Source organism: Pseudomonas beijingensis (assembly GCF_030687295.1).
Classification (GTDB): Bacteria; Pseudomonadota; Gammaproteobacteria; order Pseudomonadales; family Pseudomonadaceae; genus Aquipseudomonas; species Aquipseudomonas beijingensis.
In genome coordinates this window covers 4,632,177-4,657,847 of sequence record NZ_CP117425.1, presented here as the reverse complement: position 1 = coordinate 4,657,847, position 25,671 = coordinate 4,632,177, and the positions used below count along the sequence as shown (strand labels likewise).

The following is a 25,671-nucleotide window of genomic DNA, read 5'->3' as shown; positions in this document are numbered from 1 at the left end:
AGTCGTATGCCTGACGGAAGTGGCGGGGCGGTTCGGAGTCTGCATGAGGCGCCGCTGAGCAGCGCTTTTCGCCAAGCCTGGTTGAAGTGGTCCCAGGAGTGGCAAGACTTGCCCAAGGACAGCGACCCCGCAGTATTGGTCAATCGGGTGGTGGAGTTTTCCGGGCGCAGCGCCCAGCGCCTGTGGCGGGTAGCCTTCGCCACCGTCGGCGATGCGGCCACCGAGCAGGTCAAGGCGCTGGTCTATTCCTTCGTGGCGCTGGTGGACGAAACCCTGCTGTTCAGCCCCTGGCCCGGGCAACTGGCCTGGCAGCAGCACCCCCTCGAATCACGCATGTATGCCAGTCGCCAGGCGGGCGAGCGCTTGCCGGCGGCGATCAAGAAATTGCTGGACGAGCAGATGCCCGGTACCCGGGACCTGGCGAATGTCTACTTGCAGTGCCTGATCCTGGGGTTCCAGGGGCGACTGCGTGGCGAGCCCGGCCAGCTCCAGCAGGCTAAATGGCGCGCGGCGCTATTCACCTTTGCCTGGCAACACGACCCCGATTACGTCGATGTCAGCCAGCGTCTGGCGTTGGCTGCGGCGGCACCGCCGGTGCGCATGCCGGTGCAGCAGTCGTTGCCGGACGGCTTGCGCCTGGGGCTGGCGATCCTGGCAATGGTGTTGTTGCTCACCGGCCTGGGGCAGGTGTTCTGGCGTGACATTCGCCTGGAGCTCGAACCGGTGCTGCAACTGGGCGAATCAGTGGTTCAGGAGCAGGATTCATGAGCACCTTGAACATCGTCGTCCTGGTGTTGCTCGCCATCGTCGTGGTGTTGTCGGTCGCGGCCCTGATCTGGTGGCTACGGACCCAGGGCGGGGCGGCCATCCGCAGTTTCTATGGTGCGGTGCGTCACATGGAGCAGGAGCAGGGCACCCGCGACCGCTATCAGATGCCCTGGCTGATGATGCTCGGCAACGAAACCGACGGTGCCCAACTGTGTACCCAGTGGCGCTTGCAACCGACCGACAAGGTGGCCTGGTTCGGGCGTTGGTTTTGCGATGCCGAAGGCGCGGTGCTGGTGGTGCCCCAGGCGCTGTTCCTGCCCGATGAAGGCATGAACCGGCAGCGGGGCAACTGGTGGCGCCTGCTCGGGCTGATGTTGCGCTTGCGCAGCAAGCGGCCATTGGATGCGGTGATCTGGACCGTGCCGTTCAGTACCCTTGATGACATCGAGCACACCACCGAGCTGAGCCTCAAGGTCCGGCGCTGCTTCATCGACCTTCTGCAACGCTTCGGCCTCAGCCTGCCGGTGTATGTGGTGATCACCGGGATGGAAGAACTGCCCGGGTTCCAGGAACTGGTCAGCGCGCTGCCCGCCGAGGCGCGGGAGTCGATGCTGGGCTGGTCGTCGCCGTATTTGCCGGACGCGGCGTGGCAGTCGCAGTGGAGTGACCAGGCGCTGGACCAGGTCAACGCGGCACTGTCGCAGTCGATCATCGAGATCGGTGCGCTGTCGGGACAATTGGGCACCGATCTTTATGGCTTGCCGGAGCGTTTCGAAAGCTTGCGGCGGGCCTTGCAGATCCTGCTGGAACCGGTGTTCCAAGGCAACGCCCAAGGCGAAGCGCCGCGTTTTCGCGGGGTGTATTTCACCGCCAGCCAGGCGCCGGCCGTCAGCGGCGACGGCTTGACCGCCGCCGACAGCGCCCAGCGGCAAACCGTGTTCGCCCGGCAGTTGTGGTCGCGGCGGCTGGTGGCCGAACGTGGCCTGGCCCAGCCGGTGCCACGGCTGTTGCGCTTGCGCCAGCGCGGGCATCGCTTGGCCGCGGCGGCGGCGTTGGTGGTGGGCCTGGTCTGGCTGGGGAGCATGGTCTGGGTCTGGCACGATTCGGTGGAAGAAGCCGAGGGACTGTCGCGGTTGATCCTCGGCGCCCATAAGAACCACCTGGTGGTCGACCCTGACGAACCGCAACTGGAGCCGACCCGGCACAACGTGCAGAACTACTGGAACGTGCTGGAAAAAGCCCCACGCTGGCGCTTCGTCTCGGTGGTCTTTCCCACCTCGTGGTTCTCTTCCGTGGACACGCAACTGGAGAATGGCTTGCGCCTGACCGCCCGGCATCATTGGATATTGCCGTTGCGGGATTTGTTGAACGCCGACCTGGAACAGCTCAAGTCCATCCGTAACACCGAGCGGCGGGGCAACGTCGAGAGCGAAGACCCGGCGCAATGGCAGAGCTACGTGAAGGCCAAGGCACTGGTGGACCTGGCGGTGCGCCTGGAACAGCATAACCAGATGTTCAGCCAGGTGGTGAACGATCCCAAGGCGCCGCTGGACGAACTGGTGCAACTGAGCAATACCGCGTTGTCCCTGGGCCTCAACACCGGCACCTTGAGCCGCGCCCATTTCTACAACCGGGTGCTGTTCGATGCCCAGAACAGCGATTTGAAAGGGCTGGACCTGAACGCCGCGCGCCCGGTGATCGCCGATAACTTCACCGGCCTGATGCAGCGCTGGCTGGACCATTACTTTCTGGCGGACAACTTCGTGCGCCAGGCCGGTTATCTCAAGCTGCACCTGCAACAGCTGGAGGCCGGCAGCGGCAATTCCTTGAGCGAACTCGAAGACCTGATGGCGCTGATCGACGATTTGCAGACGCTGGTCAGCCTGACCAATTCGGCCTGGGGCCGAGGCAAGGGCCAGGATTTGGTACCCGGCTACAGCCAGATGCTGGACAAGGTCAGTCACAGCGCTTTGCTGGGGCCGGATATCGAGCAGGACCTGGAGAGCCAGGCGGCGAAGTTGCAGCAGAGTTTTCGCGACCAGTGGATCGTCCAAACCGGTTCTCGAGACAACCTGCTGGTGCAACAGGGCAGTGGCCTGCTGGTCCTGCAGGATCATGTCACGGCACTGGACGGTGCGGTGCAGGCGTTGTTCAAGCGCGACTTCGTGGCGTTGGCCCTGCAGAAGGCCCCGTCGGACAGTAACCCCGATGCGATGGGCCAGGGTAATGGCGGCGATGATTTCAGCGTCGCGCTGAACTACTTCGCCAGCTACAAGAGCTATGCCAGTGAAGAACTGCCGCGCATTCCGCCGGATTACCGTGACGCGCTGATGCAGGCCGCCGAAGGTGCCGCCGCACAGGCCATGTGGTTGAGCCTGGATGAAAGCGAGGAGTCGTTGCCCGGCATGGGCTTCAACGTGCAAACGGCCCAGGCCGTGGCGTTGCAAAAAGCCTTCATGGATGTGCACCGCGGCGACCTGGCGATCCGTTTCCAGCGTCTGCTCAATCGCCGGGCATTGGCGCAGATCAAGAGTGGCCTGGACGAAATCGATGCCCAGCCGCTGTTCAGCCAGCGGGCCGATATCCAGCGCTGGGATGGTTCGAAAAACTTCGGCTTGCAGCTCTACGGTGCCAGCGATCCACAAGACTTGAAGCTGAGCCTGAGCCAGCAATTCGGCGTGATGCTGCAGGTCGCCGAGCAACGAATGCCTGCCCTGGAATGGCTGATCGTCCAGCAGGACAACCTGTCGGCCCTGGAGCACGATCAGGTGGCGCGCTTCATGGCCCTCAACGATGAGTTGCTCAAGTACAAGAACCAGAACCCTGCCAGTTCGGCGGCCCAGTTGGAGCAATTGGTGAGCCGGGATTTTATCGCCATGGACACCACCTCCTGCGCGCAGATCTTGCAGACCTCCAGCCTGCCCAGCGGGCGCGGTGACCTGGCCCAGCGCACGATCGCCTTGCAGCAGGGTGCCCTGCAACGCTGCCTGTACCTGCAACAGAACCAGGCGGCGACCGCCTGGAATGACCTGGCCAACTATTTCAATCAGTACCTGGCCGGGCGTTTTCCGTTTGCCCAGGATGCGCGAGCCAGCGATGCCGACCCGGCGCGGGTCCAGCACCTGCTGGAGCTGATCGACACGCGCCTGCCTCTGGCCCAGGCCGGGTTGGCGTTGAGCCAAACGCCGGAGCGGTTGGCGGCCGAGGATTTTCTCAACCGTTTGAAACAGGCCGGCACCTGGCTCGGGCCGCTGTTCGTGCGTGACAAGAGTGGCATTCTGGGCGTGGAGATGGACGTGCGCTGGCGCACCGATCGTGATGAAGAGCGCGGCGCCGACCAGGTGATCGCCTGGGGCCTGAACGCCGGCAACCAGCAGATCAGCTACCCCGGAGGCAGCCAGCAGAACCTGCGCTGGATGGTGGGTCAGCCCGTGAGTCTGACCTTGCGCTGGGCCCGTAACGGGTACCAGCGTCCGGCCAACGACCCCTTGCAACCGAACCTGGTGGTGCGCGACCTGGAGGCCGGTTGGCAGTACCAGGGGCCCTGGTCATTACTGCGCCTGATGCGCTCGCTGGGGGCGGCCCAGCGCCAGCCGAATGTCGACTACACTGATTTTCCCCTGGCCCTGCAACTGCCGGTCACTGCCCAGACCCAGGCCCGCACGGCGGAGCGGACACTGATGTTCGTGCGCCTGTCGTTGATGAGCCAGGGCTCCAAGCTGCCGTTGTCGATCCCGCCGCTGCCGACGCGGGCACCCCGTTCACCTTTCATGGCGACCGCATCGAGCCCCGCCATCGCCACCCGTGAGGAGGGCCTGTGAGCTTGCCGATATCGCCTTTACCGGAGCTGGTTACTCAGTTGCTCGAGCCGATCAGCGCCGAATCCCCCTGTGGCCAGGACCTGCGCTACGAACCGGAATACGACCAACTGCGCGAATTGCGTCGGGAGGACGACACCAGCTTGCCCACCGGTGTGTGGCAGTCTTCGATCAAGCGCGCCCTGTGGCCGGACCTGGAACGGCTCGCGACCACGCTGCTGTTGGAGCGCAGCAAGGACTTGATGATCAGTGCCTGGCTGGGGGAAGCCTGGTTGCATAGGGCTGGGCTGGAGGGGTTGCCGGGCAGCCTGGCGCTGGTGGCGGGGTTGTGTGAACGTTATCCGGAGCAGTTGCATCCCCAGGCCGATGAAGGCGACCAGTCGTGGCGGGTGACCCCGTTGGAGTGGCTGGCCCGTCGCTACAGCGAAGTGTTGCTGACGCGGGTGCCGTTGCTCGATGGCCGGGACCCGGCGTTTACCAGTTTCTGCCTGGACGACTGGCAACGCTTGCAACGTCAGCAAGTGTTGGTCAACGACAGCAAGAACGCCAAGGCCTCGGCGGAAGCGGCGCGCAACGAGCAAAAGAAACTCAGCGAACTGATTCGCAGCACACCCTTGTCGTTCTGGTTGCATCGCCAGGGCAGCCTGATGTTGAGCCTGCAGCACCTGCAACGGCTCGAAGCCTGGAGCGACGCTTACCTGGGCAACCTGGCGCCGGGTTACAAATCCCTGCAGGACGTGATGCAGGCGTTGTTGACACTGGTGGAGGAGTTCATCGCGATGCACCCACAGCAACCCACCGCCGTGCCGGTGCAAACGTCCCCGGCGGCTACGACGCCGACGTCCGAGCCGCAGGCGGCACCTGCCCAGGTCTTCCAGGAGCCGGCCAATCGTGAAGAGGCCTACCGACAGCTATTGGTAATCGCCGGTTACCTGGCTCGTACCGAGCCCCACAGCCCGGTGCCCTACCTGATCCGGCGCGGCGTGGAGTGGGGCAACAAGCCGCTGAGCGAACTGCTGGGGGAACTGATCAGTGCCGATGCCGAATCCCGGCGGTTGTGGACGTTATTGGGCGTTCTCTAACGCTCCTCATCGGGCCACGGCACAGGCGTTAGCACCGGTTTGCCGGAAAAGAACGCGGTCAGGTTCTGGCCCACCAGCTCTACCATTGCGCGGGTCGCTTCCGGCGACAGCCCGGCCACGTGGGGTGTGAGCACGACGTTGGGCAGGTTTTTCAGCGCCTGCGGCACCTCGGGCTCGTGATCGAACACATCCAGGGCCGCTCCGGCAATTCGCCGGTGCTCCAGGGCGCTGATCAGATCGGCGGTGGCAACCACGCTAGCCCTGGCGACGTTCACCAGAAACCCCTTTGGGCCGAGTGCATCGAGGGTCTGCTTGTTGATCAACTGCCGGGTATCCAGGCCGCCTGGCGTGGCGACGACCAGGAAGTCCGAGACCCGCGCCAGTTCCGTGGGCGTGGCGCAGAAGGTGTAGGGCACGTCATTGCGTACCCGGCGATTGTGATAGCTGACACTCATGTCAAAGCCAAGGGCTGCCCGTTTGGCGATCGCCATGCCCACCGCGCCAAGGCCCAACACGCCTAGCCGCTTACCGGCCAGGGATGGGCGCGCACTCCTCGGCCATTCGCCCCGTCGCAGGGCGGCATCGCAATGGGGTATGTCGCGCACCAGCGCCAGCAACAACGCCATGGCATGGTCGGCAACCGACGACGCGTTGACCCCGGCGCCATTGGTCACCACGATGCCCCGCTGGCGCGCGGCCTGCAGGTCCACCTGCTCGTAGCCGGCGCCGATCACGCAGATGATCTGCAGGTTGGGCAGGGCGGCGATTTCTTCCGCCGTCAAACCCAGGGGGCCACGGGTCAGTACCGCGCTGAAGCGTTCACCGTGTTCGAAAATCGCTGTCTTGCGTTCGGCTGGCGTGGGTGCCAATTCCAGGTGGTAACCCTGCCGCTCAAGAATCGGCAGGTATTCATTGACGGTTTCAACCAGTACCAGAACGGTTGCGGTCATGCTGGGCTCCTGTGGGCGCTGGACGATTGCGGTATTCAACCTGATTGTAGGAGTCGGGGGCAGGGGGCTCTGGGTTTTTATGTGCATTTCGGATTTTGTTGACGGGTACATATCCATTGCTGCGGTCACGGCTACTTAGGGTTCCGCCCTGACGGCGGCTCACTTTTGAAAAGCGCAAAAGTAAGCAAATGTATGGTCAGCCCATCTCCTGCAACCACGGGCGATGAGCGGTAAAGCATGCTTGCACTAATGTATCCGGGCTCCTAGTCGGCAATTTGCCGCCTGGCCCTTGATGAGTAGTCGCTCCTGCCTGTCCTTGAAAAACGCTTCAGCTTCGAAAGCTGTTTTGCTTACCAGGTTCTCAGGCAGGATTTGAGCTGTTTATCGTCATCATCGCTGTCGTCGCAAAAGCCGGTAGTGTGGGTTTCGGTCAAGCCCTGGACTGGGTGTTGTAGCTTCCTCCGTGAACTAAAACGGCCCACACGATTCTTGCCAACTTATTGGCTAGGGCGCAGGCGACCTTGTTTGGATGTTTTCGTGTCAGCAAGTCCCTGCACCAACTTCCCAGAGCATCATTGCGCTTGTCGATGCGCACCAGGACCGCCCGAGAGCCTTGAACCATCAGCTTTCGAAGGTATTTATCACCTCGCTTACTGATGTTCAAAAGGACTGTTTGATCACCCGTTGAATACTGCCTCGGCACCAGGCCCAATGAAGCGGCGAAGTCTCGCGCTGAGCGAAAATTGGAAGCGTCCCCGATGTCGGCCAGCAGCGCACTAGCGATGATTGGGCCGATGCCGGGGATGCTCATCAGCCGGGTTCCCGCGTCATCAGCACCCACCTGCTCTTTAATCGTACGATCAACCGCCTTGATTTCGTCGGTGAGCCGTTTGGTCTCTTCTGCCAAATGCTCAATGAAGTCCTTCAACTGTTGCGGCAAGTCTGCGGCCGGGTCGTCCAAAATTTGATGAATCTGATTCATCGCAGCTTTTGTCGCAGGTAACTCAATTCCGAACTCAAGCAAGAACCCGTGAATGCGATTGATTGTTTGAGTCCTCTGGACGATTAAGGCTTCGCGAAGACGATGTTGCGTCGATAGAAGCTGTTGCTCAACAGTCTTGATGGCAACGTAGTGTGTCCTGGGACGGGAGGCAGCTTCGCAGATGGCCTCAGCGTCGATGTAGTCGTTTTTATTGCCTCTGACGTAGGGTTTCACATGCTGCGGGGCAATCAATTTCACTTGATGGCCGAAGGATCTGAGCTTCCTTGCGAGCCAGTGTGAACCGCCGCATGACTCCATCACTATGGTGCAGGGTTCGAGCTTTGCAGCGAACTCAAGTAGCCGCTTACGATTGAATTTTTTGCGTAGGACTTCCTTGCCTTTGGCGTCGTGCCCTACGAGATGGAAGGTGTGTTTCCCGATATCCAGGCCGATTAGCTTCAAGGGTTCCATGAGAGGTCTCCTTCAGGTAAGTGAGAGCCCCGGTCAGTTTAGATTTACCGGGACTCCCACACGGGCTGACCATCTCATTAACGCTTTCTGCCCCACCACTTGGCACCTCGCTTAGGCTCGGTGTGCCCTCACTCCGGCATTGCTCCGTGGGCCCGCCGCGAAGGGCCATCCATGGCCCAGCGCGGCTATCCCGGCATCCATGCCGGGATGCCCACTGCGCAATGCCTGCGTTCGGCCAGCGTGGTTAACGGGGCGCCGAGATCAACGTCCACCGCGAGGCGGCCTGATAGCCGACCTGGCTCTTGGTGAGACCGCATTCCCCCTGTGGGAGCGAGTCTGCTCGCGAAGACGGCCTGGCAGCCGACCTGGTTCTCCGGTCGTACTCCGATCCAACTGTGGGAGCGAGCCTGCTCGCGAAGGCGGCCTGACAGCCGACCTGGTTCTCCAGTCGTACTCCGATCCAACTGTGGGAGCGAGCTTGCTCGCGATGGCGGCCTGACAGCCGACCTGTCTCTGGCGGTTGTACTTCGTTCCAACAGGGAATGCAGGGTAATACAGGACAATTCTCATGGCAGTGATCTGATCCGCATAACCACTCCTCAGCTAAGTCTTTGCTTCTGCTCGTGAATCCCGGACAATCGCGCCCCTGTTTCGGCCAGGGCGCTGCCTGTCGGGGTTTTCCGACTCGTCCTGGCCGGGTGCATGTGACCGGAAAGCGGAGATCCGACCGGATGAATGATCAGGCCAATAGCGTCGAAGAGCGCTTTGAAACGACAGTCCCAGCCACCCTCAGTCAATGGAGTCGCCACGACACCACCTGGATGCTGGGTCTGTTTGGCACCACCGCCATCGGGCACTCTGTTCTTACCCATCAACGCGGGCCTGGGCGGTTTTTGGCCGTTGCTGATCCTGGCGTTGCTGGCGTTCCCCATGACGTTCTATGCGCACCGTGGCTTGACCCGCTTCGTGTTGTCCGGTCGCGACGGCGCGGACATCACCGAGGTGGTGGAAGAACATTTCGGCCTCAAGGCCGGTGCGCTGATCACGCTTTTGTACTTCTTTGCCATTTTCCCGATCCTGCTGATCTACAGCGTGGCACTGACCAACACGGTGGGCAGTTTCCTGGAGCATCAGTTGCATATCCAACCACCCCCTCGGGCGGTGTTGTCCTTGGTGTTGATCCTGGGCCTGCTGGCGGTGGTCCGCTGCGGTGAGCAGGCGATCGTCAAGGCCATGAGCCTGATGGTCTACCCGTTCATCGTTGCACTGCTGTTCCTGGCGGTGTTCCTGATTCCCCACTGGAGCGGTGGCATCCTGAGCACGGCGTCGACGCCGCCTGCACCTTCGGCGTTGTTGCATACCTTGTGGCTGGCGATCCCGGTGATGGTGTTCTCGTTCAACCACTCGCCGATCATCTCGGCGTTTGCGGTGGATCAGAAACGTCGCTATGGCGATAACGCCGAGGAGCGCAGTTCGCAGATCCTGTCGCGCGCCCATGTGTTGATGGTGGTGATGGTGCTGTTCTTCGTGTTCAGCTGCGTGCTGACCCTGACCCCGGCGCAACTGGCCGAGGCCAAGGCGCAGAACCTGTCGATCCTGTCGTACCTGGCCAATCACTTCAGCAACCCGACCATCGCTTTTGCGGCGCCGTTGATTGCGTTCGTGGCGATCTCCAAGTCCTTCCTCGGGCACTACATCGGTGCCAGCGAAGGCCTCAAGGGCCTGATCGTCAAGAGCGGCCGTCGTCCGGCGCCCAAGACCCTCGATCGCCTCACCGCGGCGTTCATGCTGGTGGTGTGCTGGATCGTCGCCACCCTCAACCCGAGCATTCTGGGCATGATTGAAACTCTGGGCGGGCCGGTTATCGCCGCTATCTTGTTCCTGATGCCGATGTATGCCATCCGCAAAGTCCCGGCCATGGCCCGTTATTGCGGCCAGGCGTCGAATGTCTTTGTTGTGTTGGTGGGGTTGGTGGCGATTACAGCGTTGGTCTACTCCTTGATGGCCTGACAACACAGGCCCCTTTTGGAAGAACGGTTCAGCCGGCATGGATGTCGGCTTTGCCACCGCCATCGCGAGCAAGCTCGCTCCCACAGGTTTTTTTTGGGTGTTCACAAAACTTGTATCCATGCTCAATTCCCTGTGGGAGCGAGCTTGCTCGCGATAGCGCTGGCTCAGCACGCCTCGAAATAGACAGGCATAAAAAAACGCCGCCCCTCGCAAGAAGGGCGGCGTTTTCAGTCAGGCGTTTTAAGCTTTAGGCTTGAACGACCGGGATGTTGGCATTTGCAGCCGCTTCACGGAACTCGGCGATCTGGTCGAAGCTCAGGTAGCGATACACGTCCGCTGCCATGCTGTCGATCTTGCCGGCGTATTCCATGTACTCCTCGACGGTCGGCAGGCGACCCAGGATCGAAGCCACGGACGCCAGTTCGGCCGAAGCCAGGTAGACGTTCGCGCCGTCACCCAGACGGTTCGGGAAGTTACGGGTCGAGGTCGACACCACGGTGGAGTTCGGCTCGACGCGTGCCTGGTTACCCATGCACAGCGAGCAGCCTGGCATTTCCATGCGTGCACCGGCCTTGCCGTAGATGCCGTAGTAGCCTTCTTCGGTGAGCTGGTGAGCGTCCATCTTGGTCGGCGGCGACAGCCACAGACGGGTTGGCAGCTGACCCTTGACCTGCTCCAGCAGTTTACCGGCAGCGCGGAAGTGACCGATGTTGGTCATGCACGAACCGATGAACACTTCGTCGATCTTCTCGCCGGCAACGCTGGACAGCAGACGGGCGTCGTCCGGATCGTTCGGCGCGCAGAGCACAGGCTCGTTGATGTCGGCCAGGTCGATTTCGATGACTTCGGCGTATTCGGCGTCGGCATCGGCTTCCATCAGTTGCGGGTTGGCGATCCAGGCTTCCATCGCTTGGGCGCGGCGTTCCAGGGTACGTGCATCACCGTAGCCTTCGCCGATCATCCAGCGCAGCAGGGTGATGTTCGATTGCAGGTATTCGGTGATCGACTCTTTCGACAGCTTGATGGTGCAACCGGCAGCCGAACGTTCGGCCGAGGCGTCGGACAATTCGAAAGCCTGTTCCAGGGTCAAGCCTTCCAGGCCTTCGATTTCCAGGATGCGGCCGGAGAAGGCGTTTTTCTTGCCTTTCTTCTCGACGGTCAGCAGACCGTTCTGGATGGCGAAGTACGGAATGGCATGAACCAGGTCACGCAGGGTGATGCCAGGTTTCATTTTGCCTTTGAAACGCACCAGGATCGATTCCGGCATGTCCAGCGGCATGACGCCGGTGGCAGCGGCGAACGCAACCAGGCCGGAACCGGCCGGGAACGAGATGCCCATCGGGAAACGGGTGTGGGAGTCACCACCGGTACCGACGGTGTCTGGCAGCAGCATACGGTTCAGCCACGAGTGGATGATGCCGTCGCCCGGACGCAGGGAAACGCCGCCGCGGGTCATGATGAAGTCAGGCAGGGTGTGGTGGGTGGTCACGTCGATCGGCTTTGGATAGGCCGCGGTGTGGCAGAAGGACTGCATCACCAGGTCAGCCGAGAAGCCCAGGCATGCCAGGTCTTTCAGTTCGTCACGGGTCATTGGACCGGTGGTGTCCTGGGAACCCACGGTGGTCATTTTCGGTTCGCAGTAGGTACCAGGGCGCACGCCTTGGCCTTCCGCCAGACCGCAAGCCTTGCCGACCATCTTCTGCGCCAGGGTGAAACCCTTGGTGCTTTCAGCAGGTGCTTCAGGCTTCTTGAACAGATCGAACGGTGGCAGACCCAGTTCGGCACGTGCCTTCTCGGTCAGGCCGCGGCCGATGATCAGCGGAATACGGCCACCGGCACGGACTTCGTCCAACAGGACCGGGGTCTTCATTTCGAAGGTGGTCAGGACTTCATCGGTACCGTGCTTGCAGACTTTGCCAGCATGCGGGTACAGGTCGATCACGTCGCCCATGTGCATGTTGGACACATCGAATTCGATCGGCAGGGCGCCGGCGTCTTCCATGGTGTTGTAGAAAATCGGGGCGATCTTGCTGCCGAAGCAGAAGCCGCCAGCACGCTTGTTCGGAACGAAAGGAACGTCGTCACCGAAGAACCACAGCACCGAGTTGGTCGCCGATTTACGCGACGAACCAGTACCGACCACGTCGCCGACGTAGGCGATCGGGAAGCCTTGGCCGCGCATTTCTTCGATCTGCTTCATCGGGCCGGTCTTGCCTTGCTCGTCCGGAACGATGCCGTCACGGGCCATTTTCAGCATGGCCAGGGCGTGCAGTGGGATGTCCGGGCGGGACCAGGCGTCCGGGGCAGGGGACAGGTCGTCGGTGTTGGTTTCACCGGTGACCTTGAACACCCGCAGGCTGATCTTGTCGGCCAGCACCGGGCGCTTCTTGAACCACTCGCCGTCAGCCCAGGATTGCAGCACGGCCTTGGCGTGAACGTTGCCGTTCTTGGCTTTCTCAGCCACGTCGTGGAAGGCATCGAACATCAGCAGGGTGTGCTTGAGTTCTTCGGCGGCGACGGGCGCCAGCTCGGCGTCGTCCAGCAGCTCCACCAGGGTCACGATGTTGTAGCCGCCCTGCATGGTGCCGAGCAGTTCAACGGCACGCTTCTTGTCCAGCAGAGGGGATTGGGCCTGGCCCTTGGCCAGGGCGGACAGGAAACCGGCCTTGACGTAGGCGGCTTCGTCGACTCCAGGCGGAACGCGATTGGTGATCAGGTCAACGAGGAAAGCTTCTTCGCCAGCCGGAGGATTTTTCAGCAGCTCGATCAGGCCTGCGGTTTGTTCGGCGTTAAGCGGCTGGGGAACGATACCCAGGGCTGCACGCTCTTCGATATGTTTGCGGTAGGCTTCAAGCACAGTTATTACCCTCATCAGTGGTCCCAAATGGGTGTCCGGGACGCTCATCCAGAAACCCACGGTACTCATGCGCGTCTGAGGCTTTTTGAGCCACTACGCCAGAGTTTCCGGGGTTCCTCACAGAAGCTGCTTTCAAAGTTTTACGCCTGCAGAACGGGAGCTGATGAGGGTTGGCGTTGGGCTTTCCCCGCTGGAAAGACCCTTCGCCAACACCGCTCTGAAGGAACGACTGTGCTCGTGACGCTTTGAAAACAGCTTCTAACGGACATTGGCGCCTTAAAAGGCTGGCTGATTCTACGGGAAAAAAAAATTAAAGGTAAGTTGGGCGCTCAAGTTTGAGGGGTGATCAATCTTAGACAAAGGGCTAACATGCCGGTCTGTCCTGCTTTTGCGTGTGCTTTTTCTTATGCCCAACCAGCTCATCAAGACCCCCTGCGTCGGCCTTTGCTCCACTGTCTACGGTGACCTGGTGTGTCGCGGCTGCAAGCGGTTCCATCATGAAGTGATTCACTGGAACGGCTACAACGAGGACGAAAAACGCGCGGTGTGGATGCGGCTCGAGCAGTTGTTGGTGCAGGTGATGGTGGCCAAGTTGGAGGTTTTCGACCCTGGGTTGCTGCGCCAGCAACTGGAATCGCGCAAGATCCGTTTTGTGCCGCACCAGTCGGAATACTGCTGGGCCTACCAGTTGATTGCCCGAGGCGCGCGGGTGATCAACAACCTGGAGGCCTATGGCATGGTGTTGATGCCGGAGTTTCGCGATTGGGACCTGCCAGACCTGCGCGATGCCATTGATCGGGAGTTTTTCCTCCTGTCCGAAGCCCATTACCAGCGCTACATCGCGCCCGGGTTCCTGAAGGATGCGATCGGCGGCTGACAGCTTTTGTGGCGAGGGGATTTAGCAAAACGTCGCACCGCCCCGCTGTGGGAGCAAAGCTTGCTCGCGATGCAGGCGCCTCGGTTCCAGAGAGACCGCATCGTTTTTATCGCGGGCAAGCCTTGCTCCCACAGATAAATCCCCTCGCCACAGGTTGGCGTGTCAGTCCTTGACCGCCAACTCCACCAGATGATCCTCGACCTCCTGAGGCTTGAGCACCAGCACATCGCTTTCCAGCGTATCGAGCACGGCCTCGGCGGTGTTGCCGATCAGCACCCCGGACAACCCCGAGCGAGCCACGGTACCGATTACCGTCACCGCCGCCTGCAGCTTGCGCGCCATGTACGGAATCAAGACATCCGCCGGGCCTTCTTCGATGTGCAGGTGCTGGTCATCGATGTCGAATTCGGCCTGGAACGCCCGGCATTGCTCGCGATACCGGGCCTCGATGGTTTCCTTGAGCTGGAACGTCGGGTCGGCGGACGAGAGCATCGGCGCGGGGTGGGCGCTGATCACATGCAGGTGCGCCTTGGCGAGGAGGGCGATGTCATAGCCATGGTCGATGATGGTGGAATGCAGGTGGCGGTGTGAATCGTCGGCATTGCCAACGTCGACGGCGGCCAGGATCACCTTGTCTTTCCAGGAACCGGCGGTTTTCACCAGCAGCACCGGGGTTGGGCAATGGCGTAGCAGTTTCCAGTCCGCCGGGGTCAACAGGGCTTTTTTCAGCGGGCTGTCGGGGAAGTGCTGTTTGATCACCAGCCCGCAACCTTCAGCCTGCTGCACGTCGATGATGGTTTCGTAGAGGCTTTCGTTCCAGGCCTGCTCGGTGGTGACGCTGTAGCCGTCGGCCAGCAGTGCGCTCTTGAGTACGCTGAGCAGGCCGGCATGGTCATGCTTTTTGTCGCACACCAGCAGGTGCAGGTGGGCCTGGGTCACACCGGCGATCAGTTTGGCGCGCTTGAGCGCCAGGCTTTCCGAATGTTCGGGTTCAATGACCACCAGGATGCTGCGAATGGCTTGCATGATCGGCGTTCTCCTGCAATGAAAAGGCTGGCGTTGCTCAACTATAGTTGTTGTGGGGCAGTCTAGTTGCTGTGGGTGAGTCGTCGACTTGATGCATATCAATAGCGGTGGCTGGTGGTCTGGGGGCAGGCCGGTATAATCGGCGCCCTTCGCTCGATTACCTTTGCCCGTGAGCCCCATGAATCTTCCCGAAATCCACGAATTCCTTGGTTGCCGCACCCCCGATGCCTGGGTCCAGGCCGCGCTGGCCGACCAGGAAACATTGCTGATCGACCACAAGAATTGCGAATTCAAGGCCGCCAGCACTGCCCTGAGCCTGATCGCCAAATACCATTCCCACGTCGACTTGATCAATCTGATGTCGCGCCTGGCCCGGGAAGAGCTGGTGCATCACGAGCAGGTCATGCGCCTGATGAAGAAACGCAAGATCGGCTTGCGCCAGCTCTCTGCCGGGCGTTATGCCTCGGGGCTGCGCAAGGTGGTGCGCAGCCACGAGCCTGTCAAACTGGTGGACACCCTGGTGGTCGGTGCCTTCATCGAAGCCCGCAGTTGCGAGCGTTTCGAGGCCTTGGTGCCGCACCTGGACGAGGAGCTGGGCAAGTTCTATTTCGGCTTGCTGAAAAGCGAAGCCCGGCATTTCCAGGGTTACCTGAAACTGGCCTACCAGTACGGCGACGCCAAGGACATTGCCCAGGTGATCGACAAGGTCCGTGAGGCCGAGCGGGAGCTGATCGAATCGCCGGATGTGGAATTTCGGTTCCACAGTGGTGTGCCAGTTGCGGCCTGAATTGTTAAAAACTCTTAAAAACATGAAACTTCTCTGAAAACCGGCCCTTGAGGCCGGTTTTTGCTGCCTGCGTTACACGCCCCGTCGTAGGTTGACGCCATAATGCGGCCCTTCATTCATGGGTTGGCGGGCGGTTGGTATGGATAACCTGGGGTCGGGCAAAGTGTTGCTGGTGGAGGATGACGAACGGCTCGCCGGGCTGATCGCGCATTTTCTCTCCCAGCATGGCTTCGACGTGCGTATCGAGCACCGAGGCGACGTGGCGCTGGCGACGTTTCTGGCATTCGAGCCGAAAGTGGTGGTGCTCGACCTGATGCTGCCGGGGCAGAGCGGGTTGCATGTGTGCCGTGAGATTCGCAACGTTGCCGACACCCCGATCGTGATCCTGACTGCCAAGGAAGATGATGTGGACCATATCCTCGGCCTGGAATCCGGTGCCGACGACTACGTGATCAAACCCGTCAAGCCAGCGGTACTCCTGGCGCGCCTGCGGGCGCTGCAACGCCGTCAAGCGCCAGACACTACGGTGCGCGGTGCCCTTGAGTTCGGCCGATTGACCATCGACCGCAGCAGCCGGGAGGCGCGCCTGGCCGGTGACGTGGTCGAGCTGACCACCATGGAATTCGAACTGTTATGGCTGCTGGCAAGCGCGGCAGGCAAGATCCTTTCCCGCGACGACATCCTCAACCGCATGCGTGGCATTGCCTTCGATGGCCTCAATCGTGGCGTCGATGTCTATGTCAGCAAGCTGCGGGCCAAGCTCAACGACAACCCCAGGGAGCCGATGCGGATCAAAACCGTCTGGGGCAAGGGGTATCTGTTCAATCCGTTTGGGTGGGAGCTTTAGATGCTGCGGTTGTTCCTGGGTTTGTTCCTGGCCATGACGATTGGCCTGGTGCTGGCGCTGCAAACGGTCGATCGCACGTTCGATGCGCTGCTCGACGGCGAGATGCAGCGTTACAACCAAGAGGCGGTGCGTGGTCAGGCTTGGTCGTTGGTCGAGCAGTTGCGTGGCCTGGACGGCCCGGCGCGAGAGCGGCAGTTGGAAAGCGTGCGGCCTCACTACGGCTTGGGCCTGGCCCTGGTTGAGCGCGATCAATTGGCCCTGACCCCCCAGGAGCAAGCCGAGTTGATCCAGGGGCGCGTGGTGATGCGTGAGCAGTACACGCAGTTCATCTCGCGCATTGACGACGGCTCGCAGCTATTGAGCATCCATTTGCCGGCGGAGCCGAGCCTGATGCCGTTCTATATTGCCGTGGCTTACCTGATGATCGCGATCATGATTGGCTTCGTGCTGCTTTTCTGGGTGCGCCCCCACTGGCGCGACCTGGAAAAGTTGCGCCTGGCGGCCGAGCGCTTTGGCAGCAACGATCTGTCGGCGCGTATCCAGTTGTCCAGGCGTTCGAACATTCGCGACCTGGCGGAACGCTTCAATTTGATGGCGGCGCGCATCGAGGGCCTGATCGCCAATCAGCGCGAGCTCACCAATGCGGTGTCCCACGAGCTGCGCACGCCCATTGCACGGCTGTCATTTGAACTGGATCAACTCAAGCAGCAGTCCGATCCGAGCCAGAACCGCGAATTGATCGCCGACATGTACGCCGATCTCGGCGAGTTGGAAGAAATGGTTTCCGAGCTGCTGACGTACGCCAGCCTAGAACAGGGCGCCACGGTGATTGTGCGGGAAGACATCCAGGCGCGCGATTGGCTCGACAGCGTGGTGGGCAGCGTGGCGCTGGAGGCGGAGGCCGCGGGGGTGCAACTGTTGATTGTCGAGTGTCCGGCCGGGACGGTTCGTATCGAGCCCCGCTTCATGGCTCGTGCGGTGATCAATTTGCTGCGCAATGCCATTCGTTATGCCGATGAGCGGGTGCACGTGTCATTGACGCGTGCGGGGGATCATTATGAAGTGCGGGTCAACGACGACGGCCCAGGTGTGCCACCGGGCGGACGGGAGAAAATTTTCGAACCGTTCGCGCGCCTGGACGCCAGCCGCGACCGTCGCACCGGTGGTTTTGGCCTGGGCCTGGCGTTAGTGCGACGGGTGTCTCAATCTCACCGAGGGCACGTGGAAGTAACGGACTCGTCCTGGGGTGGGGCGTCGTTTCGCATGACCTGGGCGCACCTCGATTAGATCGGGCAGCGTTCGTCCGGGCGGGCTTCTTTCAGAAGGTATACACCACCTGCCCAGCCAGTGACGCTTGCATCCGCCGCGCCACAATCGGGCTGCTGGCGGCGTCGCCAGCCAGGTACTGCACGGCCAATACCGTTGTGACACTCCATTGGTCATTGAACGGCAGTGACCAGGTCAAATCCGCTCCGCGACTCACCAGCCCGCCATGAGTGTCATGGGCTCGCAATTGACTGCGCGAAGCCTGGGCAGTGCTGACGCCGTACCAGGTCCGGACGTAGTCGCCGTCGCCGAACTGACTGTTGAGGCTGCCGATGAGCGTGCCATGGTTGCCCTCGTACAGCGGCGTGCTGATGCTCAGTTTCAGGCGGTTCCAGGCCGAGCCGGTGTCACGGTTGTCGTCGTCTTCCTCCAGCGCATGCTCGAAGGTGGCCTCAAGGGTGATCGGGCCCATTTGATAGGTTCCATCCAGGCCCAGCACCGGTCTGGCCTTGATCGAGCCCATGCCGTTGAGCTCATCCGAGCCCTTGAAGCCACTTTTGCGATCCTTGCGCACATCGCTGGCGCCGATGTACACGCTCAAGCCGAAGTCTTCTTCGTCAAACGCCCAGCCCAGACCCTTGTCGGTGTCGAGAAAGATGCCATAGGGGCTGACGACCTCCAGGCCCAACGCGGGCGCCACGACCCGTTCGTCGCTGCCACTGTAGCGTGGCACGCTGGCGGCGCCGGCCCGTAAGCTGTAGCGCCAGTCTTCGGCCTGCAATGAATCGCAGAGCAGAAGCAGGCCGCATGAAGACAACGACAGACACAATGAACGGAACATGGGAGCACCCGGATACGAAGTTGGATGCGCCCATGCTAGGTGGCGACCGGCGGGCAATCTTTGGCAGCTTTGTCGGGAAATTGTCAAAGACTGTGAAGCGGCCTAACGGCTCAGATCCAGGCGTTCATGCCACTGGGCAATCGACTCTTCGGGGTAAACATCGAACTGCTGGTCCCCCGGATGCGTCTCGACCTCCACCCACGGCGCCTTGGAACCAAGCATCAGGTGAGTGTGCTCCGGCGGTACGGGCAGTGGCGTGTCGATGGCCGAGGCAAAGGGGTGAATCAGCTCCGGCCATTCAGGGCTGAATAGCCATAGCCCCGAACCGCACAGGGAACAGAAATGCCGTTCGGCACTGCTGCGGTGGGCGCGTTTATCGCCTTCGTCCTTGAGCCGCGCATGGTAGATCGAGATGTGCTTGCGACCGTGCACCTTCAGGCTTCGGGCATCGCCCCCCAGGTTGATCGCAAAACCGCCGCCGCCCTGGGTCTTGCGACAGATCGAGCAGTAGCAGCGTTGATAAGGGTAGGGGTGGGCACAGGCCAGGCTGAACGACACGGCGCCGCAGTGGCAGGATCCTTCGAGCTGCATGGGAACCTCCGATTGGGGACTGTCATGACTCTGGACAGCCCGGATGGCCCGATGTTCTGGACAGCTGAACTCATGACTGACGTGCGGACGCCATCGCGAGCAAGCTCGCTCCCACAGGGGATATTTTGTGTAGATACAATTTGTGGACACTGAGGATCAACTGTGGGAGCGAGCTTGCTCGCGATGAACGATGACACGGTCTAGCGAGCGGGCACCCGCCACAAATACCACGCCGCCACCGTCCGATAAGGGCTCCAGGCCAGACCGATCTCGACCATCTGCTTGCGGCTGGGTTGTTGCGCCAATCCCTTGAGCCGGCGATACCCCTCGCGCACTCCAAAGTCATCGGCCGGCAGGATGTCCGGTCGCTCCAGGCTGTAGATCAGCAGCATCTCCACGGTCCAACGCCCGACGCCGCGCAAGCTGATCAAACGCTCGATCAACGCTTCATCCTCCATGGCCAGTGCCGTGGCGTAATCCGGCACCACCCCGTCCAGGGCCGCTTGGGCGATGCCCTGGATGGTTGCGATTTTGTTGGCGGAGAACCCACACCTGCGCATTTGCGCAAAGTCCGTCGCCAGGAGCTGTTCAGGCCTGGGGAAGGTCAATGCCGGGAACAGCGCCAACAGTCGACCGAGGATCGCATCGCCTGCCTTGGCGTGCAGTTGCTGGTAGGCGATCGCCCGGACCAGAGCCTCATAGGGATCGCGGGCCGGCTTGGGTTGCAGCAGGCAAGGGCCGATCGTCTCGACATGCCGTCGCCAGTCTTCGTCGAGATTGGCCAGGAAGGCACTGGCGTCGTGGTAGGGCACAGGCATCAGGTGTTCGTTCTCCGGAGGCATTCAAAACGCCAGGGGCAGTGACACCTGCACCGCGGCTTTTTCCAGCCGCAACAGAAACGCCTTGCGCGGCTGGCCGCCACCATAACCGGTCAACGAGCCATCCGCACCGATCGCCCGGTGGCAGGGAATGACGATGGCCAGGCGATTCTGCCCGTTGGCCAGGCCCACGGCGCGGCTGGCACCGGGGCTGCCAAGGGCTATGGCGACGCCGCTGTAGCTGCGAGTTTCGCCGTAGGGAATCTTTTGCAACTCGGCCCAGACCCGCACGGCAAAGGCGCTGCCGGGCATGTGCAGCGGGACCTCGAACGTGGTGAGTTTGCCGGCGAAATAGTCGGCCAGTTCGGTTTCGATCTGTTGCAGGTGAGCGTTATGCCCCGGTGCAACTGTGTAGCCGTAGCGTTGCTGCAGTTCTTCCAGCTCCTTGGTCAGGGCCGGGCGGTCGAGGAATTCCAGTAGCACCAGGCCCCGTCGTTCGGCCATGGCCAGCATCGGCCCCAATGGCGTGGTCAGGCGGGTGAACAGCAAGGGCTCGCTGAAGGCGGCGCGGCCCGGCGTGATGTGGAAGGACTTCACAAAGGCATCTCGAAAACCGCTCAACGACTCATAACCGGAATCGAACGCGGCATTGTCGATGGAAATGCCGTCCTTGATGCCGCCCAAGGCGATGCCCAGGCGACGGGTGCGCAGGTAGGCGTGAAAGGTCATGCCGAAATGTTGCTTGAACCAGCGGCGCAATTTCAGCGGTTCGATGCCTTGCTCCAGCAGCAGGGCGTCAGTCCAGCGCAGGTCGGGTTCGGCGTCCACGGCTTTGAGCAGCGCCTGGATCCAGTCCGGCGCAATGGCCGCGGCATCCAGCGGCTTGCAGCGCAGGCAGGCGCGGTAGCCGGCCGACATGGCTTCGTCGGCGTGGGCGAAGAACTCCACATTCTCCGGCTTCGGCTTGCGCGCGGTACAACTGGGGCGACAGAAAATGCCGGTGGTCTTGACCGCAGTGAAGAACACCCCCTCGTAGGCGGTGTCTCGTTCGAGCATGGCGCGGACCATCTCGGTGTGGGGCGGGAGCAGCGAGTCTTGTCGGTTCATGGGGCAGAGCATAGAACCGTGTCCGGGACGACTCCACCGAAAAATCGACAGTGAATTTTCCGCGCACTCGGTCGGATGCTCACGAACAAAAATTGAATCTTGAGTCTTAAAGGTTCACCCGCTGTTTTTGTCTTTCGCAGACATCATGTCGCCAAGAACCGTGATACGCACGGATCAATACCTCCAGAACACCGGCGTGAACAACACGAGCACGGTCAGGATTTCCAGTCGACCCAGCAGCATGCCAATGGTCAGCAGCCATTTGGCTGCGTCCGGCAAGGTCGAGAAGTTGCCGGCCGGGCCGATGATGGTGCCGAGCCCCGGCCCCACGTTGCACACGGCGGTGGCAGCGCCGGTCAGGGCGGTTGTCCAGTCCAGACCGATCAGCGCCAGACCCAGGGCGATGGCGCCAATCGTGATGGTGAAGAAGAACGAAAATGTCAGCAGCGAGCGGACGATTTCTTCATCGATGGGGTGGTTGTTGTATTTTTTCCGGATCACCGCCCGGGGGTGGATCAGTTGTTTCAAACTGCCCATCAGCAGTGCCCCGGCGACTTGAAAGCGAAAGATTTTCAACCCACCGGCCGTAGATCCCGAACAGCCACCCACGAACGTCAAGTAGAAGAACAGCAACAGTGCGAAGCTGCCCCACAATGTGTAATCACCCAGCGCCACGCCAGTGGTGGTGACGATAGAGGTGACGTTGACGGCCACGATGCGAACCGCGTCCCACCACCCGTGGTCGCTGTTCAGGCTCAACCAGGTGCCGACCACGAGCCAGGTAATCACCAGAAATCCGACGAAACCCCGAACTTGCTGATCCTTGAACAATGCGCGCCTGTTTCCCCTCAATGTCGCTACATACAGCGTAAAGGGCAGTGATCCCGCCATCATGACAACGACGGATACCCAATGAATGGCCGGTTGAGGCCAGTGCGCCAGGGACGCATCGGAGGTTGAGAAGCCGCCGGTGGAAATCAGCGACATCGCATGATTGATCGCCTCGAAGGGGGTCATGCCGGCCAGCCACAGCGCCAAGGTTGCGAAGGCGGTCAATGTGACGTAAATCCACAGGATGTAGTTGGCCGCGACGTGAGAGCGCGGCGTGACTTTCTCCGACCAGTCCGATGATTCAGTCTGGAACAGGCGCATGCCGCCGACCCGAAGCAACGGCAGGATTGCCACGGCCATGCCGATAAAGCCGATGCCGCCGAGCCAATGCAACATTGAGCGCCAGATCAGCAGGCCGGGAGACGTGGTATCCAGCCCGGTCAGGATGGTCGAGCCCGTGGTCGTGATGCCCGACATGGTCTCGAAAAACGCATCGGTATAGCTGATGTGCTGGATGAACACCATCGGCAGGGCGGCGAAGGCGCACACGAACACCCAACTGGCGGTGGTCAGCAGGTACATCTCCCGGGGGCGCATCTGGACGTGGTCCGGTCGTCCACGGGCGACCAGTGCGATACCGCAGACGAAGGTAATCAAGCTCGACCAAAGAAACGCCGACAAGTCATCGTTGCGCTCGTAAAGCATCAGGGTGAACAGCGGAATCGCCATGCTGATCGCCAGGGTAATCAGGAAAATGCCGAGTATGAAACCGATGAGACGCAGAACCGCAATGGACATGAATAACGCCTGATTCAATGAGCTGCACAGTATCGATAGGGGCAATGGGGCATTGCGTAAAATTTGCGTAAAAAAATTGAGCAATAGACAAGGCAGTTTTCTTCAATACCCGCAGAGGAGGCCCCTTTACCTTGGGGCCTCTTTCCTTGAATGAAGAAGGTCTGTGATGAGCTTGATATTTTCCATGGCGGCCTTTGCCTTGGTGGCCTCCATTACACCGGGGCCGGTCAATATCGTCGCCCTCAGTTCCGGGGCGCGGTACGGGTTTCGGGCCACATTGCGCCATGTGGCCGGCGCGACCCTGGGGTTTGTGTTGTTGCTGGTGCTGATGGGGCTGGGCTTGCATGAAGTGTTGCAGCGCTGGCCGGGGATGACCCGAGTGGTGCAACTGGCGCGGCGTGGCGTTCCTGTTGTTCATGGCCTGGAAACTGGCGATGGATAACGGGCACTTGGGCGGCGAAGACGAGGGGCGGGCGCCCTCGATGTTCCATGGCGCGCTGATGCAATGGCTCAACCCCAAGGCCTGGTTGGCCTGCGTGGCGGGGATGGGGGCATTCGTGGCCGACGGCGAGGCGCGGCTGGTGTGGCAGTTTGCGGCGATCTACCTGGTGATTTGCTACGTCTCGGTGGGCTGCTGGGCCTATGCCGGCAGTTTCCTGCGCACATGGCTGGGCAATCCGGCGACCTTGCGCCTGTTCAACCGGGCGATGGCGGTGTTGTTGGTGGCCAGTGCGGTGTATCTGTTGTGGCCTTGAGCTGAAGTGGGCGGCAACCTTGCATCTGAGAAGAAGCACTGTTGTGGCGGCAGTCCGCGCTTTAGAGGCGGGAATGCTGTTGTGGCGAGGGCGCTTGCTCCCGCTCGACTGCGCAGCAGTCGCCCAGAATCGAGGGCTACTGCGTAGCCCAGCGGGAGCAAGCTCCCTCGCCACAGAGGGCCCCGAGCCCCCGATTCATGCGGTATCAGCCGCGATATTGGCCGGGCGTAGCCGCCAGGTGTTGCTTGAACGCCCGCTGGAAGTGCGCCTGGTCGGCGAACCCGCTGTCCAGCGCCACGTCGGCGATCAGCTTGCCCTCGCGCAATTGGTGGCGGGCAAACTGGATCCGGCGGTTGACCAGGAAGGCGTGGGGCGTCATCCCGTAGTGGCGCTTGAAAGCTCGGCTCAGGTAGGACGGCGACAGCTGCGCGGCGGTGCAGATGTCTTCGAGCTTCAAGGCTTCGCTGCAATGGTCATGGATAAATTGTGCCGCACGCATCAGCCCCGGATGACTGCCCCGGTCCGGACGCCCGGCAGGGTTGAGCCGTTGTTGCAGGTCAATGAAAAACGCCTCGGCGGCGGTGTGCTTGTGGGCCGTGTCGAGGTGCTCGTCTACTAATTGGCCATACAACCTTCCCAGGGCGGCAAATAGCTCCACGTCGCGGCTATGAGTGGTGGCGAAACCCTGGAAATCCAGGCTTTCGTCAAAACCGATACGGCGCTGCAAGTCCCTGAGCCACAGGGTGTCGACGTACAACATCACGTAGGACCACGGCTGATCGTCGATCGGGTTGCAGGCGTGGACGTCACCGGGGTTCATCAGCACCACCGTGCCGCTTTCCACCTGGAAACTCGAGCGCTCGTGGATGTAGGTACTGCGCCCGGCGGTGATCGCGCCGATGGAGAAGTGATCATGGGAATGACGCGAATAGCAGACTTTGCGTCCATCGTCGATGGCCCGGGCTTCGATGAAGGGCAGGGCCGTGTCGCGCCAGAAACGTGGGGCGGCGTCAGGGTTGGCATGCTTCATCGGTCGGCGTCCTCGTCTTGAACCTGAGTGGCAGTGTATTAGCCTTGGCCGGCAAATGCCCATTGGATTTAGCCGTTCGGCTCCAAGGGCGGTGGTCCTGGACTAGACTTCATGAAGTCCCGCCCATGGAGTTCCCGATGCTTGCGCCAGGTAAACCGGACAACGAAGCCGTTCGCCTCAAGAATCTGCACTCGCTCAAGCTGCTCGATACCGCACCCGAAGAGCGGTTCGACCGCCTGACCCGCCTTGCCCGGCGTCTGTTTGACGTGCCCATCGCCCTGGTGTCCCTGGTGGACGCCAACCGGCAGTGGTTCAAGTCCAGCGCCGGCCTGGATGCCAGTGAAACCCCGCGGGAAGTTTCCTTTTGTGGGCATGCGATTTTGCAGGATCAGATCCTGGAGATATGCGACGCGGAACAGGACGAGCGCTTCCACGACAACCCGCTGGTCACGGACAAGCCCGGCATTCGTTTCTACGCCGGGCATCCGCTGGGGCTGGAAGATGGCAGCAAACTCGGCACGCTGTGCCTGCTCGACACCAAGCCGCGCCAGCTCAATGACGAAGAGCGCGAACTGCTGCGCGACTTGGCGCGCATGGCCGAGCAGGAAATGGTCGCGGTGCAGATGGCGAGCATGGACGAGCTGACGCTGTTGTCCAATCGGCGCGGCTTCAGGACGTTGGCCCAGCATGCGTTGAATGTGTGTGATCGCTTGTCGCGACCGGCGACGCTACTGTTCTTCGACCTCAACGACTTCAAGCCGATCAACGATCGCTATGGGCATGCCGAGGGCGACAGCGCACTGAAAACCTTCGCCGACGTGCTGCGTATCGCCTTTCGCGAAAGTGATGTGGTCGGTCGCCTGGGCGGAGACGAGTTCGTGGCGCTGCTCACCGGTTCTTCCCATGTCGAGACAACGACGATCATGGCGCGCCTCAAGGAAATCCTCGATGAGCGCAATGCGATGTTGCAGCGTGGCTACGACATTCGGTTCAGCGTCGGCCAGATCGAGTACGACGCCCAGCGCCATCGGTCAATCGACAACCTGCTGGCGGACGCCGATGCGGCGATGTATGCGCACAAACAGGCGCTTCGCAGCTAGCACAGGCCAACCGCCGATCCAATGTGGGAGCGAGCTTGCTCGCGAAGGCGGCGGCACAT

18 protein-coding genes and 2 pseudogenes are annotated in these 25,671 nt (G+C 61.3%); 10 read left to right on the top strand and 10 right to left on the bottom strand.

The window, feature by feature from the left end:
- Window positions 1-6: 6 nt before the first annotated feature.
- Genes PSH84_RS20740 through tssA form a run of 3 tightly spaced genes read left to right on the top strand, consistent with a single transcriptional unit; the run spans window position 7 to window position 5,668 of the window.
- Window positions 7-768, top strand: a complete 762-nt coding sequence (locus tag PSH84_RS20740) for a DotU family type IV/VI secretion system protein (protein WP_305481709.1) — start codon at window positions 7-9, stop codon at window positions 766-768.
- A complete protein-coding gene (locus tag PSH84_RS20735; RefSeq protein WP_305467285.1) occupies window positions 765-4,589 on the top strand; it encodes a type VI secretion system protein in 3,825 nt (1,274 codons plus the stop codon). The genes PSH84_RS20740 and PSH84_RS20735 overlap by 4 nt, the downstream gene beginning before the upstream one ends.
- Entirely contained in the window at window positions 4,586-5,668 is a 1,083-nt protein-coding gene (gene tssA / locus PSH84_RS20730) for a type VI secretion system protein TssA (RefSeq protein WP_305481708.1), read from the top strand. Before PSH84_RS20735 ends, tssA begins: the two co-directional genes overlap by 4 nt.
- Here the strand turns inward: tssA and PSH84_RS20725 are convergent.
- Both PSH84_RS20725 and PSH84_RS20720 read right to left on the bottom strand, forming a co-directional pair.
- Window positions 5,665-6,618 (bottom strand): 2-hydroxyacid dehydrogenase, encoded by a 954-nt coding sequence (locus PSH84_RS20725; RefSeq protein WP_122565653.1) that lies wholly within the window; start codon window positions 6,616-6,618, stop codon window positions 5,665-5,667. The two genes, tssA and PSH84_RS20725, sit on opposite strands and share 4 nt — an antisense overlap.
- Before the next feature lie 430 nt (window positions 6,619-7,048).
- Entirely contained in the window at window positions 7,049-8,071 is a 1,023-nt protein-coding gene (locus PSH84_RS20720) for an IS110 family RNA-guided transposase (protein ID WP_305470327.1), read from the bottom strand.
- Between the two features lie 731 nt (window positions 8,072-8,802).
- Between PSH84_RS20720 and PSH84_RS20715 the strand changes: the two are divergent.
- Window positions 8,803-10,081, top strand: a pseudogene (locus PSH84_RS20715) (aromatic amino acid transport family protein).
- 247 nt (window positions 10,082-10,328) lie between these two features.
- Here PSH84_RS20715 and acnB read toward each other — a convergent pair.
- Window positions 10,329-12,938 (bottom strand): bifunctional aconitate hydratase 2/2-methylisocitrate dehydratase, encoded by a 2,610-nt coding sequence (gene acnB, locus PSH84_RS20710; protein WP_305471219.1) that lies wholly within the window; start codon window positions 12,936-12,938, stop codon window positions 10,329-10,331.
- A 406-nt stretch (window positions 12,939-13,344) separates the two neighbouring features.
- Here acnB and PSH84_RS20705 point away from each other — a divergent pair, with 406 nt between their 5' ends.
- The gene (locus tag PSH84_RS20705) at window positions 13,345-13,815 is read left to right on the top strand and encodes a DUF1289 domain-containing protein (protein WP_060741956.1); all 471 of its coding nucleotides are present in this window, start codon (window positions 13,345-13,347) and stop codon (window positions 13,813-13,815) included.
- A 162-nt stretch (window positions 13,816-13,977) separates the two neighbouring features.
- Here PSH84_RS20705 and uspL read toward each other — a convergent pair whose 3' ends face one another.
- Window positions 13,978-14,841 carry a universal stress protein UspL gene (uspL, locus tag PSH84_RS20700; RefSeq protein ID WP_122565636.1) on the bottom strand — a complete coding sequence of 288 codons (864 nt, stop codon included), beginning with the start codon at window positions 14,839-14,841 and terminating at the stop codon, window positions 13,978-13,980.
- Window positions 14,842-15,019: 178 nt separating this feature from the next.
- Between uspL and PSH84_RS20695 the strand changes: the two genes are divergently transcribed.
- From PSH84_RS20695 to PSH84_RS20685, 3 genes are all read left to right on the top strand, one after another.
- Window positions 15,020-15,628, top strand: a complete 609-nt coding sequence (locus tag PSH84_RS20695) for a MiaE family protein (protein ID WP_122565635.1) — start codon at window positions 15,020-15,022, stop codon at window positions 15,626-15,628.
- Window positions 15,629-15,767: 139 nt separating this feature from the next.
- The gene (locus tag PSH84_RS20690) at window positions 15,768-16,475 is read left to right on the top strand and encodes a winged helix-turn-helix domain-containing protein (protein ID WP_305481707.1); all 708 of its coding nucleotides are present in this window, start codon (window positions 15,768-15,770) and stop codon (window positions 16,473-16,475) included.
- A complete protein-coding gene (locus PSH84_RS20685; protein ID WP_305467255.1) occupies window positions 16,476-17,762 on the top strand; it encodes an ATP-binding protein in 1,287 nt (428 codons plus the stop codon).
- 31 nt (window positions 17,763-17,793) lie between these two features.
- On the opposite strand, the gene PSH84_RS20680 is transcribed toward PSH84_RS20685, so the two are convergent.
- From PSH84_RS20680 to PSH84_RS20660, 5 genes are all read right to left on the bottom strand, one after another.
- The gene (locus PSH84_RS20680; RefSeq protein ID WP_305481706.1) at window positions 17,794-18,582 is read right to left on the bottom strand and encodes a MipA/OmpV family protein; all 789 of its coding nucleotides are present in this window, start codon (window positions 18,580-18,582) and stop codon (window positions 17,794-17,796) included.
- 102 nt (window positions 18,583-18,684) lie between these two features.
- A complete protein-coding gene (locus tag PSH84_RS20675) occupies window positions 18,685-19,173 on the bottom strand; it encodes a GFA family protein (protein ID WP_122565631.1) in 489 nt (162 codons plus the stop codon).
- Window positions 19,174-19,373: 200 nt separating this feature from the next.
- On the bottom strand, window positions 19,374-19,991 hold the full coding sequence (locus tag PSH84_RS20670; RefSeq protein ID WP_122565862.1) for a DNA-3-methyladenine glycosylase family protein: 618 nt from the start codon (window positions 19,989-19,991) through the stop codon (window positions 19,374-19,376).
- Between the two features lie 24 nt (window positions 19,992-20,015).
- Complete coding sequence (locus PSH84_RS20665) at window positions 20,016-21,098, bottom strand: bifunctional transcriptional activator/DNA repair enzyme AdaA (protein WP_305481705.1); 1,083 nt, start codon at window positions 21,096-21,098, stop codon at window positions 20,016-20,018.
- Between the two features lie 174 nt (window positions 21,099-21,272).
- Entirely contained in the window at window positions 21,273-22,727 is a 1,455-nt protein-coding gene (locus PSH84_RS20660; RefSeq protein WP_122565629.1) for a TrkH family potassium uptake protein, read from the bottom strand.
- Window positions 22,728-22,893: 166 nt separating this feature from the next.
- Here PSH84_RS20660 and PSH84_RS20655 point away from each other — a divergent pair.
- Window positions 22,894-23,482, top strand: a pseudogene (locus PSH84_RS20655) (LysE family translocator).
- 205 nt (window positions 23,483-23,687) lie between these two features.
- Here PSH84_RS20655 and PSH84_RS20650 read toward each other — a convergent pair.
- A complete protein-coding gene (locus PSH84_RS20650) occupies window positions 23,688-24,512 on the bottom strand; it encodes a helix-turn-helix transcriptional regulator (protein WP_305467247.1) in 825 nt (274 codons plus the stop codon).
- 137 nt (window positions 24,513-24,649) lie between these two features.
- Here PSH84_RS20650 and PSH84_RS20645 point away from each other — a divergent pair, with 137 nt between their 5' ends.
- Window positions 24,650-25,612, top strand: a complete 963-nt coding sequence (locus PSH84_RS20645; RefSeq protein ID WP_122565626.1) for a GGDEF domain-containing protein — start codon at window positions 24,650-24,652, stop codon at window positions 25,610-25,612.
- Window positions 25,613-25,671 lie beyond the last annotated feature (59 nt).

Excerpts from the sequence above, each read along its gene's own strand:
- PSH84_RS20705 (WP_060741956.1), top strand. The coding sequence starts at position 13,345 with ATGCCCAACCAGCTCATCAAGACCCCCTGCGTCGGCCTTTGCTCCACT.
- PSH84_RS20740 (WP_305481709.1), top strand. The coding sequence starts at position 7 with ATGCCTGACGGAAGTGGCGGGGCGGTTCGGAGTCTGCATGAGGCGCCG.
- PSH84_RS20680 (WP_305481706.1), bottom strand. The coding sequence starts at position 18,582 with ATGTTCCGTTCATTGTGTCTGTCGTTGTCTTCATGCGGCCTGCTTCTG.
- PSH84_RS20690 (WP_305481707.1), top strand. The coding sequence starts at position 15,768 with ATGGATAACCTGGGGTCGGGCAAAGTGTTGCTGGTGGAGGATGACGAA.
- PSH84_RS20720 (WP_305470327.1), bottom strand. The coding sequence starts at position 8,071 with ATGGAACCCTTGAAGCTAATCGGCCTGGATATCGGGAAACACACCTTC.
- PSH84_RS20685 (WP_305467255.1), top strand. The coding sequence starts at position 16,476 with ATGCTGCGGTTGTTCCTGGGTTTGTTCCTGGCCATGACGATTGGCCTG.
- uspL (WP_122565636.1), bottom strand. The coding sequence starts at position 14,841 with ATGCAAGCCATTCGCAGCATCCTGGTGGTCATTGAACCCGAACATTCG.
- PSH84_RS20650 (WP_305467247.1), bottom strand. The coding sequence starts at position 24,512 with ATGAAGCATGCCAACCCTGACGCCGCCCCACGTTTCTGGCGCGACACG.
- PSH84_RS20725 (WP_122565653.1), bottom strand. The coding sequence starts at position 6,618 with ATGACCGCAACCGTTCTGGTACTGGTTGAAACCGTCAATGAATACCTG.
- PSH84_RS20695 (WP_122565635.1), top strand. The coding sequence starts at position 15,020 with ATGAATCTTCCCGAAATCCACGAATTCCTTGGTTGCCGCACCCCCGAT.
- PSH84_RS20670 (WP_122565862.1), bottom strand. The coding sequence starts at position 19,991 with ATGCCTGTGCCCTACCACGACGCCAGTGCCTTCCTGGCCAATCTCGAC.
- PSH84_RS20660 (WP_122565629.1), bottom strand. The coding sequence starts at position 22,727 with ATGTCCATTGCGGTTCTGCGTCTCATCGGTTTCATACTCGGCATTTTC.
- PSH84_RS20675 (WP_122565631.1), bottom strand. The coding sequence starts at position 19,173 with ATGCAGCTCGAAGGATCCTGCCACTGCGGCGCCGTGTCGTTCAGCCTG.
- PSH84_RS20665 (WP_305481705.1), bottom strand. The coding sequence starts at position 21,098 with ATGAACCGACAAGACTCGCTGCTCCCGCCCCACACCGAGATGGTCCGC.
- PSH84_RS20735 (WP_305467285.1), top strand. The coding sequence starts at position 765 with ATGAGCACCTTGAACATCGTCGTCCTGGTGTTGCTCGCCATCGTCGTG.
- PSH84_RS20645 (WP_122565626.1), top strand. The coding sequence starts at position 24,650 with ATGCTTGCGCCAGGTAAACCGGACAACGAAGCCGTTCGCCTCAAGAAT.